The organism is Methylobacterium gregans (assembly GCF_022179245.1).
In the GTDB taxonomy this organism is placed as follows: Bacteria; Pseudomonadota; Alphaproteobacteria; order Rhizobiales; family Beijerinckiaceae; genus Methylobacterium; species Methylobacterium gregans.
This window is the reverse complement of sequence record NZ_BPQM01000052.1, coordinates 1-19,546: the sequence shown is the minus strand read 5'-3', so window position 1 is coordinate 19,546 and position 19,546 is coordinate 1. Positions and strand designations below refer to the sequence as shown.

General features: G+C 64.9%; 13 protein-coding genes. 7 read left to right on the top strand and 6 right to left on the bottom strand.

The window, feature by feature from the left end:
- Positions 1–134: 134 nt before the first annotated feature.
- A complete protein-coding gene (locus MFF54_RS11445; protein WP_238302917.1) occupies positions 135–1,025 on the bottom strand; it encodes a LysR family transcriptional regulator in 891 nt (296 codons plus the stop codon).
- A gap of 105 nt (positions 1,026–1,130) precedes the next feature.
- Between MFF54_RS11445 and MFF54_RS11440 the strand changes: the two genes are divergently transcribed.
- The 3 genes from MFF54_RS11440 to MFF54_RS11430 all read left to right on the top strand — a co-directional run bounded on the left by MFF54_RS11440 (position 1,131) and on the right by MFF54_RS11430 (position 5,603).
- Positions 1,131–2,012: an SDR family oxidoreductase gene (locus MFF54_RS11440; protein WP_238302915.1), complete on the top strand. Its 882-nt coding sequence runs from the start codon at positions 1,131–1,133 to the stop codon at positions 2,010–2,012.
- 202 nt (positions 2,013–2,214) lie between these two features.
- Positions 2,215–3,339 (top strand): RNA-guided endonuclease InsQ/TnpB family protein, encoded by a 1,125-nt coding sequence (locus MFF54_RS11435; RefSeq protein ID WP_238302913.1) that lies wholly within the window; start codon positions 2,215–2,217, stop codon positions 3,337–3,339.
- A 767-nt stretch (positions 3,340–4,106) separates the two neighbouring features.
- A complete protein-coding gene (locus tag MFF54_RS11430) occupies positions 4,107–5,603 on the top strand; it encodes a hypothetical protein (RefSeq protein WP_238302912.1) in 1,497 nt (498 codons plus the stop codon).
- A 30-nt stretch (positions 5,604–5,633) separates the two neighbouring features.
- On the opposite strand, the gene MFF54_RS11425 is transcribed toward MFF54_RS11430, so the two are convergent.
- Both MFF54_RS11425 and MFF54_RS11420 read right to left on the bottom strand, forming a co-directional pair.
- The gene (locus tag MFF54_RS11425; RefSeq protein ID WP_370880135.1) at positions 5,634–6,281 is read right to left on the bottom strand and encodes a DUF7002 family protein; all 648 of its coding nucleotides are present in this window, start codon (positions 6,279–6,281) and stop codon (positions 5,634–5,636) included.
- 41 nt (positions 6,282–6,322) lie between these two features.
- Positions 6,323–7,933 carry an adenylosuccinate synthetase gene (locus MFF54_RS11420; RefSeq protein WP_238302908.1) on the bottom strand — a complete coding sequence of 537 codons (1,611 nt, stop codon included), beginning with the start codon at positions 7,931–7,933 and terminating at the stop codon, positions 6,323–6,325.
- 212 nt (positions 7,934–8,145) lie between these two features.
- Between MFF54_RS11420 and MFF54_RS11415 the strand changes: the two genes are divergently transcribed.
- Positions 8,146–8,751, top strand: a complete 606-nt coding sequence (locus MFF54_RS11415) for a hypothetical protein (RefSeq protein ID WP_238302905.1) — start codon at positions 8,146–8,148, stop codon at positions 8,749–8,751.
- A gap of 12 nt (positions 8,752–8,763) precedes the next feature.
- Here MFF54_RS11415 and MFF54_RS11410 read toward each other — a convergent pair whose 3' ends face one another.
- From MFF54_RS11410 to MFF54_RS11400, 3 genes are read right to left on the bottom strand one after another with little or no spacing between them, the layout of a single operon-like run.
- Entirely contained in the window at positions 8,764–12,075 is a 3,312-nt protein-coding gene (locus MFF54_RS11410) for an error-prone DNA polymerase (protein WP_238302903.1), read from the bottom strand.
- A gap of 50 nt (positions 12,076–12,125) precedes the next feature.
- Positions 12,126–13,637, bottom strand: a complete 1,512-nt coding sequence (locus tag MFF54_RS11405) for a DUF6504 family protein (RefSeq protein ID WP_238302902.1) — start codon at positions 13,635–13,637, stop codon at positions 12,126–12,128.
- Positions 13,552–14,328, bottom strand: coding sequence for an ImuA family protein (locus tag MFF54_RS11400; protein WP_238302901.1), 777 nt, complete (start codon positions 14,326–14,328; stop codon positions 13,552–13,554). Before MFF54_RS11400 ends, MFF54_RS11405 begins: the two co-directional genes overlap by 86 nt.
- Positions 14,329–15,061: 733 nt before the next feature.
- Here MFF54_RS11400 and MFF54_RS11395 point away from each other — a divergent pair.
- The 3 genes from MFF54_RS11395 (at position 15,062) to MFF54_RS11385 (ending at position 19,463) form a co-directional block, all read left to right on the top strand.
- Positions 15,062–15,748 (top strand): DNA adenine methylase, encoded by a 687-nt coding sequence (locus MFF54_RS11395; protein WP_238302899.1) that lies wholly within the window; start codon positions 15,062–15,064, stop codon positions 15,746–15,748.
- The gene (locus MFF54_RS11390; RefSeq protein ID WP_238302897.1) at positions 15,745–18,807 is read left to right on the top strand and encodes an N-6 DNA methylase; all 3,063 of its coding nucleotides are present in this window, start codon (positions 15,745–15,747) and stop codon (positions 18,805–18,807) included. The genes MFF54_RS11395 and MFF54_RS11390 overlap by 4 nt, the downstream gene beginning before the upstream one ends.
- 137 nt (positions 18,808–18,944) lie before the next feature.
- Entirely contained in the window at positions 18,945–19,463 is a 519-nt protein-coding gene (locus tag MFF54_RS11385; RefSeq protein WP_238302895.1) for a hypothetical protein, read from the top strand.
- Positions 19,464–19,546: the final 83 nt, after the last annotated feature.

Sequence of the window (19,546 nt, the reverse complement as noted above, 5' to 3'; positions counted from 1 at the left end):
AAGCTCTCCGCACAAACCTTGGGCCCTGTACCGCCGCCGAGGACGTCGTCTCGGTGTTCCGGAAGCAGGCGTCGCAGCGGTCACGGGCGGGCTGGACGACCTCCGCATTAATCCATGCGCGCTCCGGAGCAGCATCATCCTACGACGTAGGAAGCCAGTTCGTCCGGCGTCCCTTTCGGAAACGCCTCTTTCAGGTGGTCGAGAAAGGCCGAGACGCGCGCGCTGAGAAGCCGGCGAGTGGGATAGAGCGTCCACAGTGCGATGTCCGGCGCGTCGACATCGCCCCAGTGGACCAGTGTCCCATCAGCAAGATCGTGGCTCACGAGCGAAACGGGCAAGCGCGCCGCGCCGACGCCTGCGCGCACCGCGTCACGCACCATGATGAGCGATGCTAGGGAAAGAACCGGCTCGACCGCGATCGTGGCGGGGCCGGCCAGCGTCCTAACGCGCCATGCCGTGCGCTCGCTACCGCCCCGCACGACGGCCGGAACGGAGATGCCTTCGGTTTGCTGGGCAAGGCCGGGGCTCGCCACGACCACCATGCGGTCGCGCAAGAAGGCGCGGCCGACGAGGCTCTCGTCCGGGTCGGGGTTGACCCGGATCACCAGATCGAAGCCCTCCTCGATCATGTCGACGGCCCGGTCCTCTGTCGTGACCTCAAGCCGGACCTCGGGGTACTTGAGGGCGAAGCCCGCTGCGAGCTTTCCCATCGCGGTCTGAGAGAACAGCAAGGGGGCGCTGATCCGCAGGCGGCCCCGAGGCCGCTCACCGCCTGAGGCGATCGTCGCAGCCGTTTCTTCCAGTTCGGTGAGCAGCACACCGGCTCGCTCAAACAGCGCCCGCCCCTCCTCCGTCAGCTTCAGGTCGCGCGCGCCCCGCTCGAACAGGCGCAAGTTCAGGCTCGCTTCCAAATCCGCCACGCGCCGGGACAATGTTGCCTTCGGTCGTCCTGCGGCTCGAGCAGCCTTCCCGAACCCGCCGTAGCGAGCAACGAGGGTGAAGTCGGAGAGGGCGAGCAGGTCCATCGTTCCACCAGCGAGACGGCACGTCCTGATCTAGCAGCTATTTGATCGAAGACGGATCGCTCATTTGGGTCTCAGCCAAACGGCTCAACCCCAGGAGCAATTCCTATGACCATCCTCGTCACCGGAGCCACCGGCCGCGTCGGCCGCCATGTCGTCGAACAGCTCGCCAAGCGGGGTGCCGGTGTGCGCGTGCTGACCCGCGATCCCGCCAAGGCCCGCTTTTCCGAGGGCGTCGAGATTGCGAAGGGCAATCTCCTCGATATCGATTCGGTGCGCGCCGCATTCTCCGGCGTCAGCACGCTGTTTCTGCTGAATGCAGTCACGGGTGATGAGTTCACCCAGGCGCTCATCACGCTGAACGTCGCTCGCGAAGCGGGCGTCGATCGGGTCGTCTACCTGTCGGTGTTCGGAGCCGACCGGGCTGTCAACGTGCCACACTTCGCGGTCAAGTTCGGTGCCGAGCGCATGCTCGATGCGATGGGTTTCAGCGCCACGATCCTGCGCCCGACCTACTTCATCGACAACGAGGTCATGATCAAGGACGTGATCGTGAATCACGACGTTTACCCGATGCCGATCGGCAGTAAGGGCTTGGCGATGGTCGATGCACGCGACATCGCCGAGGTCGCGGCGATCGAACTGATCCGCCGCGAGCAGGCACCGGGCAAGCTGCCGATCGAGACCATCAATCTCGTTGGCCCCGACACGCTCACAGGCGCGGACGCAGCTGCGATCTGGACTGACGTACTGGGCCGGCCGGTCGCCTACGGTGGCGATGATCCGAGCGGGTTCGAAGCGAACATGGCGGGCTTCATGCCCCGGTGGATGGCCTACGAGATGCGCCTGATGGCCGAGCGTTACGTCAGCGACGGCATGATCCCGGAACTTGGTGACCGCGAGCGCCTGACCGGCATCCTCGGACGCCCGTTGCACGCCTACCGCGACTTCGCAGCCACGCTCGTACGTCCGGGCGCTGCAACTGCCTGAGCGAGTGCCTCGTCGCAGCGGCCGTCTCGCGAGGAGCAAGGCACTGGCCTCGCTCCAAGCGCTCGTGCTCTCTTTCCGGGGCGTTGTCGCTGCGCCCGATGACGGCTCCCATAAATGGTTTAGCAGGGGACCGTCGCCTTTAGGCGACGGGGGAATGCGGCTCGGCGATTGCTCCTGAGAACAGATCGGGTACGATCTCCCTGTGGCACTACGATCCTACAAATACCGGCTCCGGCCCAATCGCGAGCAGAGCGCGGCGCTCAACGCCATGCTGCGGGACTTCTGTGGCTTGTACAACGCCGGTCTCCAGCAACGCATCGAAGCGTATCGCCGTCGGCGGATCAGCCTGGGCTACGCGCATCAGGCAAACGAGCTTAAAGCCTGTCGCGCGGCCGATCCCGACGGGCTCGGGCGCTGGTCGTTCACCGCTCTCCAGCAGGTGCTGCGCCGTCTCAGCCAAGCCTACGCCGCGTTCTTCAAGCGCGGGCGCGGCTTCCCGCGCTTCCGCGCCACGGCCCGGTATCACGCCGCAACATTCCGGTTCGGCGATGGCCTCACCATAAAGAAGGACCGCCGCCTCGGCATCGTCGGCGTGCCAGGCGCGATCAAGGCCGTCTGGCACCGAGACATTCCGGAAGACGCGAAGCTCGCCACCGCGATCGTCACCCGTCAGCAGGGCAAGTGGTACGCCGTGTTCTCGGTCGAGGCCGCCTTCGCCGAGACTTGCGGGACCGGAACCGTCGGTATCGATCTCGGGCTGAACAGCCTCATCGCCACCAGCGACGGCGCAACCATCTCAGCCCCAAGATACGCCCGACGGGCACAGTCCGCGCGACGTCGACGGCAACGCGCGCTGGCAAGATGCCGGATCGGATCAAAGCGCCGGCTGAGAGCCAAGGCCCGCCTCACGGCTGCCTCGGCGAAGATCGCGCGCCAGCGCCGCGATCACCTGCACAAGCTCGCCCGCGCCCTGGTCTCGCGATACCAGGGCATCGCATTCGAAGATCTCAACCTCGCCGGGCTCAAGCGCGGGATGCTCGCCCGGTCTATCCATGACGCCGCGTGGGCGTTGCTCGTCCAATTCACAACGTACAAGGCTGCAAGCGCCAGTGCCGAGGTGAAATTGGTCGATCCGCGCGGCACCTCGCAGACCTGCCCGGCCTGCGGCACGATCAAGGCCAAGACCCTCCGAGAGCGCCTGCACCGCTGCACCTGCGGCTGCACGCTCGACCGGGACGTCTCAGCCGCACAGATCGTGCACCAGCGGGCATTCGGCTCAGGCCGGGATATCGGCCTTCAGGACATAAGCCAGCGGGTTGCCGCATAGCTGTCCCGAGAAGCCGCCCGCTTCAGCGGGCGGAGTTATCACGACGCAGCTCGCGAGGCCGCTGCAGGCCGCATGAGCGTCGCTGAATTGGCAGGAGCGTTTGGCGCGATCGGCGTGGAGCGCTTCCACGTCGATCTCGTGCGCGGCGAGACTACGGTCTACCAGGGCGACTACACCGCGGTTCTACCAGCGGATGCCCCAGCGAAGAGACCTGCCCCTCGGTTCTGGGCATCCGGTATCGAGGGGGCGCTCATCGGCACAGACGCTGGATCGTATACGTGGCCAGCGTTCTGCGGGCTGGTCTTGGAGGCCAGGTGCGCCGGCTTCATCGTGTCGCTCTTCGGGCGGCGCGCACTTTTCTACGGAGAAGCCGGAGAGGTTCTAACGAAGGATGGCCCGTTTTCCTCGTCATCACCCGCTGACGGATAGGGCGTAGCCCGTCATTGGCAGGACAAGCGGCGGCTCGCCTTGTCAGGGGAGGGATCGGGCAGATCTACGACCATGGTCCGCCTCTACATCGGCATCACCGATCAGCCGTACTTCCCCTGGCTGTCGCACCCTCTGTTCGCTCTGTGGGTGCGCTCTGTCCAGACACGCCCTATCGTCGTACCATTCGTGCAACCCGAGCCGGCCTAGGCACCGGTCGCGTCTGGACCGCTAGACGCAGAGTCCAGGCCTCTGGGAGCGCGGCTTGAAATGTTAAGCTTCGGCCGGCAACGTCGCGGCGATTCAAAGCGCTGCCTGCCGTTACAAACTGGACCTCATCCATGGACACCCTGCCTCAGCACCCGCGCGAGCCGCTCTCCAAGGAGTGGGAACACGTTGTTGTGGCCTGTGCGCAGGCGTCGGAGGAAAGCATCTTGATGGAGACCTCCAAGTCACCTCCGGCAGTAGATGGCCTGCGTAAGGATAAGGCTCTCGTCGCGCTGGCCGACCGAGGCAACAATGTCGCCCAGTTTGTGAGCTTCGTGCCGACTCGCGAAGGTACATTGCACGTCGCGTATTCCCGCATCGCAGGCTTTGCCGCCGATTACCCATTCCCAGATGTGGCGAACGCGCTGATGTGCTTGCTCCAGCGCAGCCCCGCTCGAAGCATCAATTTGCGGAGCTACACACCCGACAGCCCGCGCAGTCGAACCTTTCTCTATGGCCTAACTGATGTCAAAGCAGCACTCGCCGCTGCCGAAGATCTCGCCCGCGAAGGCCTCTACGTCATCGCTAATGAGACGATCGATATCCACGATGGCGGGGTATCCGGTGTCGTCCTCGGCGACATGATCGAATTCGCACCTGATGATACGCCGCGATGTGTTGAGAAACCAAGTGTCGCCTCGCTCCCCCTCGCGTGGGGACGCTCCCTTCTGCAAACCGTCTACGGTTTCGAGCCGGCCCTCGACGCGGGATCGGGAAGGCTTGAGTTCAGCATTCACCCGGAGCGCCGAGGCTGGCGGCAAGACCATACGCTCGTTTGGGAATACGAAGACGCCGACGCAAGTGCGGCAAAGCCGACGCTGCATTGGCCGAATCGCTTCAGCCGGCTGATCGGCGACAAGGCCTTCGGCTTGCTCGTTGCACATCAAGCCGGTCTCGCTGTGCCGTGGACGACCGTGATTGGTCGCCGTGTGTCTCCGTTTTCCTTCGGCACGCGGACCGGTGAGACCGAGGTGTGGATCCGGACTTGTCCCACCGAGCCAGAGCCGGGGCGCTACTCAACATTCAAGGGATGGCGCGATCCGTTCCGGCTCCTCGCAGATGAAGATCCGGACGGAGACCGCATCATGTCGGTCCTACGCCAGGATGCGGTACCAGCCCAATACTCTGGAGCCGCCATCGTCGGAGGCGATGGTGCTCTCGTCATCGAAGGCCTCGCAGGCGAGGGCGATCGGCTCATGCTCGGCGAACGGCTTCCCGAGCTTTTACCCCAGGCTGTTCGAGATGCCGTCACGGCAGCCTTTGAAATCGCGGTTCATTCTCTCGGTCCAGTGCGTTTCGAGTGGGTGTTCGACGGCACGCGGCTCTGGATCGTGCAACTGCATGTTGGCGCGACGGTCTCTCTTTCGGATGCCATCGTCCCTGGGGAGGCGCAGGATTGGGTCGAATTAGATGCTCAGACCCCGTTGGCCGAACTCCGTCGAACCCTTGCCACGCTTGCGCCGAATACCGGGCTACGCCTCGTCGGCGTCGTCAACGCCACGAGCCATATCGCCGATCTTTTGCGCAAAGCAGGAGTTCCGACCCAAATCGTGAAAGCGCCAGCGGGCTAGCGTTCCCCTGAGCCGGCCCCAGAGGCCGGCTCAGGGCCCGTCGTCCTGAAGCGCACGTGGGCTCCGCCAGAGCTCCTCAAGCACCTCCGATGCCCTCACGCGATGGACGGCGAGCACATGGTCCTTGATGGAAACGACCCTGTCCGGGATCACGACCTCCGCGATAATTTGGCGATGACCACGCCGCCGCCGATAGGGCTCAAGCGGAAACTCAAGGATTGGCGCGAACGTCTGACGTCCTCTCCTTGCTACGCTCATGATCGTTGCCCCGCTGTTGATCGGGCTCAACTGAATGACGTCCGCATAGGCATCGACGATGCTGCGCGTGTCGAGAGTGAGTACAGTCTGGACGTCTTTTCGATAAGCGCGGGCGTTCAGTAAGCCGCGCAGCCGCTTACGGCTTGGCCAGAAAAACACGCGTTGATTCAGTGTCAGGTACCAGTCCGCTGGCGTGAGACCATCGTCAAGACATTCCCGCAGCGATCCCTCACGCATGGGCTTCTGATCCCGAACGACAGCTCCAGGCAAACCCGATCGAGCGATAGCCACGGACTGAGGACGATGGCGGCGCTCTAGAGCTTCCCTTCGTTCTCCGGTGACCCTGTAGAGATCGAGGAGAGCGCTGGTGCTGAGCAGCCCATGCTCGGCGATCGATGGCCAACTCCCATCCTGTGCCATGTGCCAGAGGCGAGGATGCTTTCGGATTAGCTCTTCAGGGCTCACAGCGTCTCGTTCCGCGTGATCAGATCGGGCCCAAAGCCCACAGAAAGTAGCGTAACAGGGGCGTTCGCTACTGCCTCGACCTGTTTGACAAACTCATGTGTGGCGGAGGTTAGATCCTCATACCGTTTTGCGGTCGCGTTGGCTGCATCGAGGTAGTCGACGAAGGTCAGGGCAATGTCGGTTGCGCCGTTCAGCACAGCTGCCCGACGCAGTTGCTCCCAATCGAACTCGCCAATGCGGCGGGCTTTGCCCGAGACTGTTCCGACTTCGGTTTTTTGGATCTGCTCGATCGGGAGCTTCGATCGCTGCGCGATCGTCTGCGCATCGATCTCCTTCATCATAGGACCAGACGTCCCGCCGACCCGGATCGGGTAGGTGCGAGTCACCATGATGACCTTACGGACCCGGTTGGGGGCAATGCCGGCATCCGCAAGGCACCCAGACGCTGTGGTATCGCGAGAGGTCACGTGTGGGTAGGGCCCATGATGGATGCTCAGATCCGTACCCTGGGTACCTTCGAGCATGATCGGGTGGCCGGCTGCGTAAGCCTTCTCCAACTCTCGTTTGGTGCAGCGAACAAAGTCCTTGAGCTCTTTGACTTGGCGAGCAAGCCGCGTTGGCGCACCGTATTGCCCACCGCCGCCGCGACCCAGGATCTTGCGCGCGGTCGCTACGCCAACGCCTTGCTTGGTCGAGCCGATAACCTCAAGACTCTGCTCCTCCATCTCTCGGTCAAGCGTCTCTATGATCATGGCCTGGGGATCGATCGAGAGACGCTCGGGCGTAAGTTTGCAATCCTCGATCTCCTCAAGCACCTGAGGAAGCCACAAGGTTGCACCCGCCCCGACCAAGATTTTTGCCGCTTTATTGCTCTGGGTTCCTGAGGGCAGTTGCACATACTTATAGAGCGGTTCAGCCACCATGTGCCCAGCGTTCGGGCCACCGACACGCATCAGGACTTGATAATCATTTGCCAAGTGAGCGCAGATGTTGCCTTTGCCCTCGCTGCCGTACTGCGCTCCCACAATCACGTCGACCAATGGTGTTGGCGACGAGGGGTGCAATCCAAGCCCGGCAATTGCAAGGGCGAGGACACTCGGAGCATCGATCGCGTTCGTGCTGACCACCACGTCCGCGATCGGCTCGAGCTTCGGAACTTCCACTTCCACAGGATGTTCCGCAGCCTGCTCGAACGGGGTTTCCTCAAAGGTTGCTTCGCGGCGAGCGTTGTAGCGCCGCAAGCGAAGGAAGCGCGCAGCCTTGAGGTGCACGTGACGGACTTTGCCGGGGAACGCAGCCTTAAGTGCGGCAACTTGGTCAACCGTCCGTGCGCTATCGAGGGCGACGACCGCTTCATCCGCAAGATGCTCCATTGCCTCTTTCAGAGCTTCGACAACCCATTTCCCATGTGTTGCAGTATCAAGCTGATCGCCCGCCTCCTGTAAAGCGGCCCGAGACCAATCACGTTGCGGATTATCTCTCTTGATTTTTGCTTCCAAAATACTCCGAGTTCGCAAAATCTCCGCACCAAAGCGCGATGCAAGCTGGGAGCAGAGTTCCGACTTGCCAGATGCAATCTGGCCGCTGAGTACGATAAGCTGGCGCATGTAACCTGCGGTAATTCGACTCCCATGCAAAGGCAATAGGCTCAGCGCCAATGCTGCAGCGCACACTGCGATTTAGAGGCGTTACAAGGTGAGGTGTTTCGGCTGGTCGAGTGGGTGGCGCGTTTGGTCGAAATGCCTGAGGGGAGCCCTCATAATCCCCGAATCGCACAACCTAAAAGTCCGATTTTGCCAAGGGGCAGACGAATGATAAGGTGATTTCTGACGAGATTAGGATTGTTGATATGGCGTGGACGGCCGTGACAGCAGCTCAAGAGCCAAAGATAATGCTCCATAGCGGAGCCGAGCTTGACTTTACCGATCCGACGGCAAGCCCCTTCACGATTGGGGATATTGCTCATGGTCTGTCGATGCTGTGCCGCTACGCGGGTCAATGTCGGCAATTCTACTCTGTGGCGGAGCATTGTCTGCTCGTCAGCGAGGTCGTGCCGGAACATGCTTTCGCCGCTCTCATGCACGATGCAGCTGAAGCGTTTGTGGGTGATATTACGAGACCTCTCAAACAGATGCTGCCACAATTCAAGGTCATCGAACGGCAAGTCGAAGAGGCGATCGCGCTCCGCTTTGGAGTCCCACGACCGATACCAGCAGCCGTCAAGCGAGCAGATTTGGCCGTTCTGGCTGCGGAGCAAGCGCAGTTGATGCCTGCCAATACCAATCTTTGGGCTATCGAAGCGGGTGTCCGACCTGCTTCGATACAAGTCCGCGGTCTTTCGCCCGAGGAAGCCAAAGTGGCCTTTTTGGAACGCTTCGCAGATTTAGAGAGACGGCCGTCACGGCCCCGAATCGCTGTGGTCTGAGCACGAACAATCTCAGCAGACATTTTTTGAGCGCATACGAATGGGCGGACCGTCGGTACCCGCACGCAGCCCGTCGAAATGCAGGTCCGGAATGAGGATGTCGCGCGGACGCGCGAGCGGCGGCTCGCCGGGTGACACCTCGCGGTGCGGAGCGGCCCGTAGATCAGGAGAACCGCCGTGCCGGGCCTCGTCGCCGCGGCCCGTCGCCAGCGCGAACCCCTCGTCGCCCCCCACACGCCCCAGCCACGACGACAGATCGACGAGGTGCTCGGCGATCAGGTGCAGGACCTTGCCCTGCCGCTGCACGCGACCGCGGCAGCCGAGCAACCCGGCCCGCAACACCAGCGCCCGCTGCCGCTCGAAAAGGCCCGGCCAGACGATCAGGTTGGCGATGCCGGTCTCGTCCTCCAGCGTGATGAACATGACGCCTTTCGCCGACCCCGGCCTCTGCCGGATCAACACCAGGCCCGCGACCATGACCCGCCCACCGTCCCGCGTCCGTTCGAGGTCCGAGCAGCGGACGTAGCGCTCCGCGGCAAGGTCGCCGCGCAGGAAGGCCAGCGGGTGCCCGCGCAGGGACAAGCTGGCGGCGCGGTAGTCCTCGGCGACCTCGCGGCCTGGCGTCATCGGCCGCAACCGCACCGGCTCCTCCGCCAGTTCGCCCTGTGTCGTACCCAAGACGGCGTCGGCGGCTGCGAACAGCGGCAGCGGGGCCTCGCGCAAGGCCCGGATCGCCCAGAGCGCCTCGCGCCGCGCCAGCCCGAAGGCTGGTCCGAACGCGTCGGCCGCGGCCAGGCGGCGCAAGGCTGCAACCGGTACGCCGGCCCTGCGCCACACGTCCTCGACCGATGCGTAGGGCCCGAGATCCCGCACCAGCACGAGGCGCGCGCCGTCGTCGTTGCGAAGGCCCCGCACCGTGCGCAGGCCGAGCCGGACCGCTTGCCGGTCCGCTCGGCCGGTCGGCTCCAGGGTGCAGTCCCAGGCCGAGGCGTTCGCGCAGACCGGGCGCACCTCCACACCGTGGTCGCGCGCGTCGCGCACGAGCTGGGCCGGCGCGTAGAAGCCCATGGGCTGCGCGTTCAGGATGGCGCAGCAGAACACGTCCGGGTGGTGGCACTTCAGCCAGGACGAGGCGTAGGCGATCAGGGCGAACGAGGCCGCGTGGCTCTCCGGGAAGCCGTAGCTGCCGAAGCCCTCCAGTTGCTTGAAGGTGCGCTCGGCGAAGTCCGCGGCGTAGCCGTTGCCGACCATGCCGGCGATCAGCTTGTCGCGGAACTTCGACACGCCGGCCGTGAACTTGAACGTCGCCATGGCGCGGCGCAGTTGGTCGGCCTCCGAGGGCGTGAAGCCCGCTGCCACGATCGCCACCTGCATCGCCTGCTCCTGAAACAGGGGCACGCCGAGCGTCTTGCCGAGCACCCGCCGCAGCGCCTCGGTCGGGTAGGTCACGGCCTCGCGCCCCTCGCGGCGGCGCAGGTACGGGTGGACCATGTCGCCCTGGATCGGGCCCGGGCGCACCACGGCCACCTCGATGACGAGGTCGTAGAAGGTCCGGGGGGCCATGCGCGGCAGCATCGCCATCTGCGCCCGGCTCTCGATCTGGAACACGCCGAGCGTGTCGGCGCGCCGGATCATCGCGTAGGTGTCCGGGTCCTCGGCCGGGATCGTCGCGAGGTCGAGCCGCACGCTCTTGTGCTTGGCCAGCAGGTCGAAGGCGCGGCGCATGCAGCCGAGCATGCCGAGGCCGAGCACATCGACCTTCATGAACTTCAGCGCCTCGATGTCGTCCTTGTCCCACTCGATCACCTGCCGGTCGGCCATGCTGGCGGGCTCGACCGGGACAAGTTCGTCGAGGCGGTCGTTGGTCAGCACGAAGCCGCCGGGATGCTGCGACAGGTGGCGTGGCGTGCCGATCAGCTGCCGGGCGAGATCGAGGGTCAGGCGCAGCCGCCGGTCGGCGAGGTTGAGATTGAGCTCGGCCGCGTGCTTCTCCTCGACGCCATCGGCCGACCAGCCCCAGACCAAGCCGGCGAGCGCGCCGGTGACGTCCTCGGGCACGCCGAGCGCTTTGCCGACCTCGCGCACCGCGCCGCGCGCCCGGTAGCGGATCACGGTGGCGCAGAGGGCGGCGCGGTCGCGGCCGTAGGTCTCGTAGACCCACTGGATCACTTCCTCGCGCCGCTCGTGCTCGAAGTCGACGTCGATGTCGGGGGGCTCCCGCCGTTCCTCGGAGATGAAGCGCTCGAAGAGCAGGCCCTGCCGGACGGGGTCGATGCTGGTGATGCCGAGCACGTAGCAGACGGCCGAATTCGCGGCCGAGCCGCGGCCCTGGCAGAGGATGCCCCGCGAGCGGGCGAACCGCACGATGCTGTTCACGGTGAGGAAGTACGGCGCGTAGCTGAAGCGCTTGATCAAGGTGAGCTCGTGGCGCAGCTGCAGGGCGACCGCATCGGGCAGGCCGTCCGGGTAGCGCGCCCGCGCGCCGGCCCAGGTCAGCTCCTCCAGCGTCTCCTGCGGGGTCTTAGCTGGATCCTCGCGCTCGTCCGGGTACTGGTAAGTTAGCTCGTCGAGGGAGAAGCGGCAGCGCTCAGCAATCTCGAGGCTGCGTGCCACCGCGCCGCGATGGGCGGCGAATAAGCGCGCGACCTCGGCCGGGTCCTTCAAGTGCCGGTCGGCATGGGCGTCGAGGCGGAAGCCCGCGGCGTCGATGGTGCAGCCCTCGCGGATGCAGGTGACGATGTCCTGTAGGATGCGCCGCGCCTCGGCGTGGTAGAGCACGTCGCCGCTGGCGACCGTCGGCACCCTGGCCGCGCGAGCAAGGCCGGCCAGGGCTTCCAGCCGGGCGTGATCGTCCTGGACGAAGCGGCGGGTGAGCCCGCAGTAGAGCCGGTCGGCGAACACGGCGCGCAGCCGGCGCAGGTCGGCCGCGACCGTTGCACCGTCCCGGCCCTCCGCGAGGGCGACCGCGACGAGGCCGCCGCTCCAGGCAAACACGTCCTCGAGCGTGAGCGTGCAGCTGCCCTTGCCGGCCGCGCGTTTGCCGATGGTGAGCAGGCGGCAGAGCCGGGCGTAAGCCGCGCGATCGGTCGGGTAGACCAGCAGCGGCAGCCCGTCGGTCGGATCGAGGCGGCAGCCGACGATCAGGGGCAGGCCGGTGGTGCGAGAGGCCGCGTGGGCGCGCACGATGCCGGCGAGCGAGCCACGGTCGGTCACGGCCATCGCTCGCAGGCCGAGCAGACGGCCGGCTGCGAACAGCTCCTCGGGCGAGGACGCGCCGCGCAGGAAGGAAAAGTGGCTGGTGACTTGGAGTTCGGCGTAGGACATGGCCGGCCCGGCCGCTCAGGGCACGGGGTCGGCGGCCGGAGGCAGCCGGCTCACCCGAACACCCCCTGCAGCCACCAGCGCGGCCCCTCCGCCATCGGCGCATCGCGGTAGATCCAGTAGCGCGCGCCGTCCTCGGTCTCGACGCGGTAGTAGTCGCGCAGGCTGGCGAGCTCGCCCTCAGCGGCCCACCACTCGCCGCGGACGCGCTCGGGGCCGTCCGCGCGCACGACGCGGTGGCGAACGCCGCGCCAGACGAACAGGGCAGGGGGCGCGTCCGGCAGGAGCGCGGTCGCCTGCACCGGCTCGGGCGGCTCGAACAGGCGGGCCGGCCGCGCAAGATTGGTGGGCCAGGAGCGGCCGTCCGTCGGCGCGAGCGGCGGAGCCCGGCGCTGGCTGCGCTCCGGCACCCGGCTCTCCACGGGCACCACCCGGAACACCCGGCGCGCCCCGGCCCGCGCCGCGAGGCGATCGACGAGCACGGCGAGGTCGACCTGCGCCGTCTCGCCGGTATCGAGACCCTCCCCCTGCACGGCTGCCAGCGGCTCGGTCCGGCCGGCAGCCAGGGTCGCCTCGTCGAGGCCGAAGCCCGGATCGACCTCCGCGAGGCGGGCGCAGAGCAGTCGGGCGAGATGCGCAGCATCGCGCGTGGCGGTGGCCGTGCCGACGCAGATCGCGTGGACGCCGCCGTCGACCCGGCGGAAGCTCAGGTCGATGCGGCGCGCACCGAGGCCGCGGCGGGCGAGGAGCGCGACGAGATCGCCTATCAGGTCCGTGGCCACTCGCTCCAGTGTACTGGGTGCCGAGATCGGCTCCGGGAACGCGCGGCGCACCAGCACGGCCTCGGCCGGCATCGCCCAGGCGATCGGCTCCGGGGCGTGCCCGAGGACTTGGTCGAGGCGCTGCAGCACGGCGCGACCGACGCGCAGGCTCAGGGGTCCGCGCGGCAGGGCCGCGAGTTGGGCCACCCGCTCGATGCCGAGCTCAGCCAGCTCAGCGACGGTCTCAGGAGCGAGCCGGAGGGCGCGCACGGGCAGGCTAGCGACCGCGGCCGCCATCTGGCCCGGTCCGACCAGGGGCGAGATCTCGCGCGGCGCGAAGCGTGCCACGGCCCAGGCCGCTCCCGGCGTGTCGGCAACGGCCAAACGGACCGTGCAGCCGCCGCCGCGCAGGCGGGCCAGCAGGGTGCGCAGCATCGCCGCCTCGCCGCCGAACAGGTGCGCCGAGCCCGCGATCTCGATCCAGAGGCCGTCCGGCGGATCGGGGGCGGTGAGCGGCGCGCACCAGAGGCACCACGCGGCCAGTCGCGCGAGCGCATCCGCATCGGCATCCGGGGTCGCCTCGCGCACGGTGATGTCGGGCACCATCGCCTGGACCTGCGCGATGGCCATGCCGGCACGCAGGCCCAGCGCCTGCGCGGCTCGGCAGGCGCTGGCCACGACCCGCGCCCCGTTGGCCGCAGTGGCGGTGACCAGCGGCTTATCCCGCGGCGGCGCGGCTGGGTCGCGCCTGCGGATACGATCGCTCGGCCAGGTCGGCAGGTAGAGTGAGACGACCCGCCTCATCGCAGGCCTCGACGAGCCAGGAGGCCGGCTCCGAGCTGAGCGCTGCGCCGCGGCAGCGCTGCAGCCCGACCCGCCAACGCCCTCGCCCGAAGCCCGCCGCACTGGGCGATGCCGGCACCGCCTCGACCGACCAGCGGCTCGTCGCCGCGCTCGCCGTCGTACCCCCACCATCTGAGGCAACGGGCGCGCGACGGACGAGCAGAACGGTGACGCCGCTCTCCTCGGCGCAGAGCTGGAGCCGGCGCGAGGCGGTTAGGCCTGTCCGTGCAACCTCCCCGACGACGCCGGCCAGTCCGCGGAAGCGCGCGCCTTCCTCCACCAGCGGCAGGAGTTCGGCCTCGCGGTAGGTCTCGACGTAGATGACCCGGTCGGGATGCAGGCCAACTCGGGCGAGCGCGGGCGCGAACAGATCGCGCGCGGCCAGGCACCAGAGGATGGGTCCCCGCGTCCGTGCCAGGATACCGGCGGCGAACAGGGTGCAGGCCGCCGCGTGGCTGATGGCCGCCTGGGCGGGTGTGACCTCGTGCAGGGCTCCGAGCTGCAACCCGCGGCCGGGCAGCAGGCTGTCGATCGCGGAGAGGCCGAAGGGCAGGTAGGAGGCCGGTGACGGTGCTGTCGCCGATCCCCGTTCCAGGGTTGCGATGCGCGCGCGGAGCGTGCCGAGGACCGATCGAGGATCGCTGGACGTCATGCACGGGACACCCTCCCAATCGACCTTATGTTCATATTTTGTTCTATCTGCTTTGGCCCGTGACGACCGCAACCCGGTCGCCAGGATCGTCCTCGTTATCCACATGCGGCGAGACGTGCAGCCCTGGCACCGCAAGTTCAGCTTGATCGGTGCGAAGAAGGCACAGCAACGACGCGGCTCACCCACACAGGCAGAGGAGCCTCGGCATCGAACCACGCATTGTGAAGGCAGCGATTTCTGGCTAGACCACTGGGGATCAAATCGGGAACGTGCCTGCCGTGCAGATCCTCACGGTGCCCTGCAAACTCGATCCCACGCCCAAGGACCGGGCGGCTCTCGCGGCGACTGTCGAAGCGTTCGGGGCAGCCTGCCGGTCCGCAGTTCGCGAGACGCCCGCAAGGTTGACCAATGAAGCGCGTCTGCGCGCCCAGGTCTACGGGGCGGTGCGCACCCACCATGGCCTCTCGGCGAACCTCGCCCAGGGGCAATTGCTCGCGTCGCGACCAAATCAAGGCGGCTCGCGCCTCCTGCGGTGTTGTCCCGACCTACCGCGACGCCTCGATCCGAGTGATGAGCGCACCTCTCGGTTGTTCGGCGAGGTCGCCAACTTGACGCGCAACGGAGGACGCCGACGGATTGCACTTGCGTCGGGTGTCACAGCTATCTGGCCGGCACCGGCCTGGAACCATGGACACCTGGTTGACTGCATCGCAAGAACCAGCGATGCATCGTCATGCGCTATCCAGGCGGTAAGGGCCGCTGCTACCGGCAGATCATCGCCCAAATGCCCGCTCACACAACCTACATCGAGACGCACTTGGGCGGTGGCGCAGTTCTGCGAGCCAAGCGACCGGCTGCGCGGACGATCGGCCTTGATGTCGACGCCACCGTGTTCGCCGCCTGGCGGGATCGCACGGATGTCGAACTGCTACAGATCGATGCCTGCACTTACCTACGGACGTTCCCGTTCACGGGGCAGGAGCTCGTCTACGCGGACCCACCCTACTTGGCCTCGACACGCCGCCGTTCACGCGTGTACCGGCATGACTACACCGATGCCCAACACGTCGAACTGCTCGCCCTGCTCACAGCCCTTCCCTGCGCCGCCATGATCAGCGGCTACCCCTCAAGTCTGTACGATGACATGCTGGCGCACTGGCGGCGGATTGAGTTCGTTGGCGACAGCCACGTCGGCCCGCGCACCGAGGTTTTATGGCTGAATTTTCCCGCGCCGGCGACACTGCATGATCACAGCTTTCTAGGACGCAATTTCCGGGAGCGCGAAGCCGTTCGCCGTCGTCGTAGCACCATTCTCAACCGGATCGACGGGCTGGATGGGCAAGAGCGCCAAGCCGTTTTCGAACACCTGGCGATTGCCCATGGTGATGCCCTTCGGCGCGCGCTGAGGCGCGAGCCATGAGCGTCAGCGCCTACCACGATGCTCTCGCCCGGACAGGATATCTGCGCAAGTCCGAATTGACGTGGGAGCCGGTCAAGGGGCTTGTCACCGGCTACAATGCCGAAAGCCTGCAGTTGGAACCCGCGTTCTCCGATCGTGCCGGCCTCGCCGTTGATGCTGTCTATGAGACGGTCGACGGCCCGATGCTGCTGATCAAGGACGCAGGGTCCACGATGCCTACCCAGGAAACGCTTGACCAGTGGGTTGAGCGCGCCTGGAACCTCGGCATCGCACCGCTTCTCTGGATCGTCACGCCAACTGATGTCCGCGTCTACGACAGCTTCCGTGGCATAGGCCCTCAATCCGCGAAGGGTCCCGTCGGAACCTTCGCGCTCGCCATCGAGGAGCAGATGCGCCAGCTCGATGAAGCATGCGGACGCCTATCTTTGGACACAGGCGCATTCTGGCGATCTTCACTCGCTGAGAACATCGACCGCAGCCAGCGTATCGACAAGGTACTGCTGCGCGAAATCGCTGAGCTTGAACGTCAGCTTGTTCTTGCCGGGCCGAAACACGACGACGACGCCGATGCGCAGAAGCGCGAGCGCGATCTGTGCCAGGAACTCGTGCTGTGCACGCTGTTCGCCTCCTATCTACTCGCTCGCGGCATCGCCCAGCCGCTCTTGCCGGACAACCTTCCCGCCGACCTGTCACGCATCTATGAGGACACGACGCAAGCCAGACATTTGTTCGATTGGCTCCACGAAACCTTCAATGGCGACGTCTTTCCGAGGAACGTCGGCCAAGATGCACGGCTGGAACACTTAGTCCTTTTGCGAGACTTCGTCCAAGATATCAGTCTTCTGAAAGGCCAGCGGGGGCAGTTCCGGCTATTCAAATTTCGATTCGACACGATACCAATCGAGCTAATCAGTTCCGTTTACGAAGAATTCGCTCAGCGCACTGCGGGCGCGTTATCGCGGCAGCAAAGCCTACACTATACACCGGTCGAACTTGTGCATATGGCGCTCGACCCGGTTTTCGACGGTCTCGATGCGCGGGCGCGGGTCCTTGATCCGACCTGTGGATCCGGCCTGTTCCTTGTTCAAGCCCTACGCCGGCTCGTCTGGAAGCGGTGTGGCAACGGCCCGAGGCCACGTCGGATCGTACGCGAGATCCTGTACAAGCAAGTGTTTGGCGTCGATGTCAATCGCGCCGCGCTCCGCATCGCCGCGTTCAGTCTCTACCTCGCTGCTCTCGAGATTGAGACCACAGAATCAGGCGAATTATACGATAGAACACAGTTCGAGCGCTTGATCGGCAAGACGCTATTCTGTGACAGCTTTCTCGAAAAGACGATGCAGGACCGGTGTCGCAAGCTCGGCGTGAAGGCCATCGTCGGAAACGTTCCTTGGACATATGTCCGAGGTAACACGTCTACAGCAACTGCTAACGCCAAGCCTCGCCGCAGTCCGGATCACGCCTTCCTGTCCGCCGCCATCGATGTCGTCGGCGCTGACGGCCGTTTGGCGATCTACGTCAAGGCGACACCCTTCTTCTCACGGGACGCATCCGCCATTGCGTCGCGCAACAGCGTCATTCAGCGCCTCAACCGGCTGGCCCTGATCAACCTATCGAACTTGCGCAGCGAGGACCTATTCCCCGGGGTGCGCGGGCCAGCCCTGCTAGTCTGCGCGAATTGCGGCCACCTTCCCGATCAGGATTACCTACTGGCAGGCAGGCTACCCTGGACCGGCGACTTCAAGCGGAGTGGCCGCATCACGCTGACCTCGGCCGACTTCAAGACCGTCCCGAAGGCCGCTGTGCTCGCGGCTCCGTCCTATCTCAAAGCAATCATGCTCGGGACCGCGCGAGATGCGCTCCTGATGCAACGGATCGAAGCGCATGACCTCACGCTGGGCAGCCTGCTCGAACGTATCGGCATCTATGACTGGTCATTTAAGAAACACGCCGGGCCTTTGAAGTCTCAGATCATCACACGATGTGGCCAGGGCTTCCAAGTCAAGGGCGAGAACGTCAAGCCGGTATCCGATACGATCGCAAATCTACCAGCAGTTTTTGCGGAGGATTACCGCGCGGTTCAGTTCGACCCGACGACTATCCGCAGTTTAGAAAAACGCGGCATCACACGAGTGCTGTTTGAACGCGCACGCTCAATTTACGACGCACCGTTGCTTCTCTGCCCGAAGTCGGCACATCAACTCGCGCTCAAGAAGGGCCGATACAGCGCGGCCATCGTAAACGTCGATGCCGCCTATTCCGAGAGCTTTTACGGAATTTCTTTCAAAAATAGAGACGTTCGGCTGGCCCAAATTCTGTGTGCGATCCTCAACTCTGCCGTAGCGGGCTTCCAGTTCCTATTCGGTGCGGGTGGCGTCGGGATCGAGCGGCCTGCAGTTGAACCTAACGACTTGCGGCAGCTTCGACTGCCGGAGTTCGACGTGACTGATGAACTTGCACGGCGTGCGCAAGATGCGCTCGATCAGTCAGAACACGATGGCGGCGAAGCGTTGGACACGCTCGCCGACGAACTTTACAAGTTGAACCCGAGCGAAGGCGCTCTCGTGCGCGATAGTATCGGGCGCGCGCGCTCATCGTTCCTCGACACGCCGGAAGCGCGCCAGGAGGATGTCAGAGCGCCCGACTACGATGAACTCACCGCCTATGCTTCGGCGACCTGCCAAACTGTCAACGCAATCCTGCGCGTTGACGGCTCCGAGCACCTCATGGCTTCCATCGCGCAGCCCCTTCGAAGTGACCACGATCCGACTGCAGCGTTCTCGGTTGTACGGTTCGCAATGGCTTCCGGGCGAGCCAAGCGCGAGGTTGTTGTCAAAGCAATGGCAGCCGTGGAGGCTCAAGCCGTTTACGACAGTGTTCGCCACAGCTTGGTGAAGGAAACCTACACTTACCTGCGCGAGCGCCGCGCCATGCGGATCTACGGTGAGCGTGATGTCACAATCGTGAAACCGGCGCAGCGCCGTTACTGGAGCGTCGCCGCAGGATTTGAAGATGGCGACATCATCTTGACCGATCACTGGACCCAGGCTGGCTCGTGACGTTCGGATCCTCAAGTGGTCGGGTTGGAACGCCAAGCCTCGGCCTATCAGAACCTCAGCTTCGGACGATTTTGAGGATTGTCGTTCTGGCCGCCCGACTGGCTCGCCCCTACGTCGTCAGGTCGCGGAAGGCGAACTTGCGGGTCGACGAGAACTTCATCTCAATGGCCATCATGCAATGGCTCGAGGAAATCCAGCACCGGCGCGATATCACAAGCTTCATGTTTATCCATGAAGCTGTAAAAGTCAGTCCCTTGGGACAACGACCGAAAATTTTGGGTCGAATAGATTATAAAGTCCTGTTCCCGCAGCACTTCGGGCGCTACAATGCATATCTCGGCGTCGAGAGCAAACGGATCGCGTCGGATCGATCGGCGTTGGCGCGGTACTATGTTGCGACAGGGGTCGGCAAATTCGCGAGCGGTGTGTACGGCGAAGGCCACCCAGCAGGCATCCTCGTTGGGTACGTTGTACGCGCGTCAAGTCAAACGCTCTCCCAGGATCTGTCGGATCGTGTTGTGAAGGCTTTCCCAGGAGCTGCTGCTTTCAAGCCGTACCCGAGACAGTACGGGAGCGCAGCGATCGTGGAGGGTACCGTACCCCGCCAAGGCCATCCTCCTGTCCGATTGATCCACGCCCTCGTACCGATGCACTGAGGCTGATGGTTGGTCGGACGTTGCCTTGTTCCGTCGATTGGCGCTCGCGGCAATCTCTCTGGCCTCAGCGGATTAGAAGGATC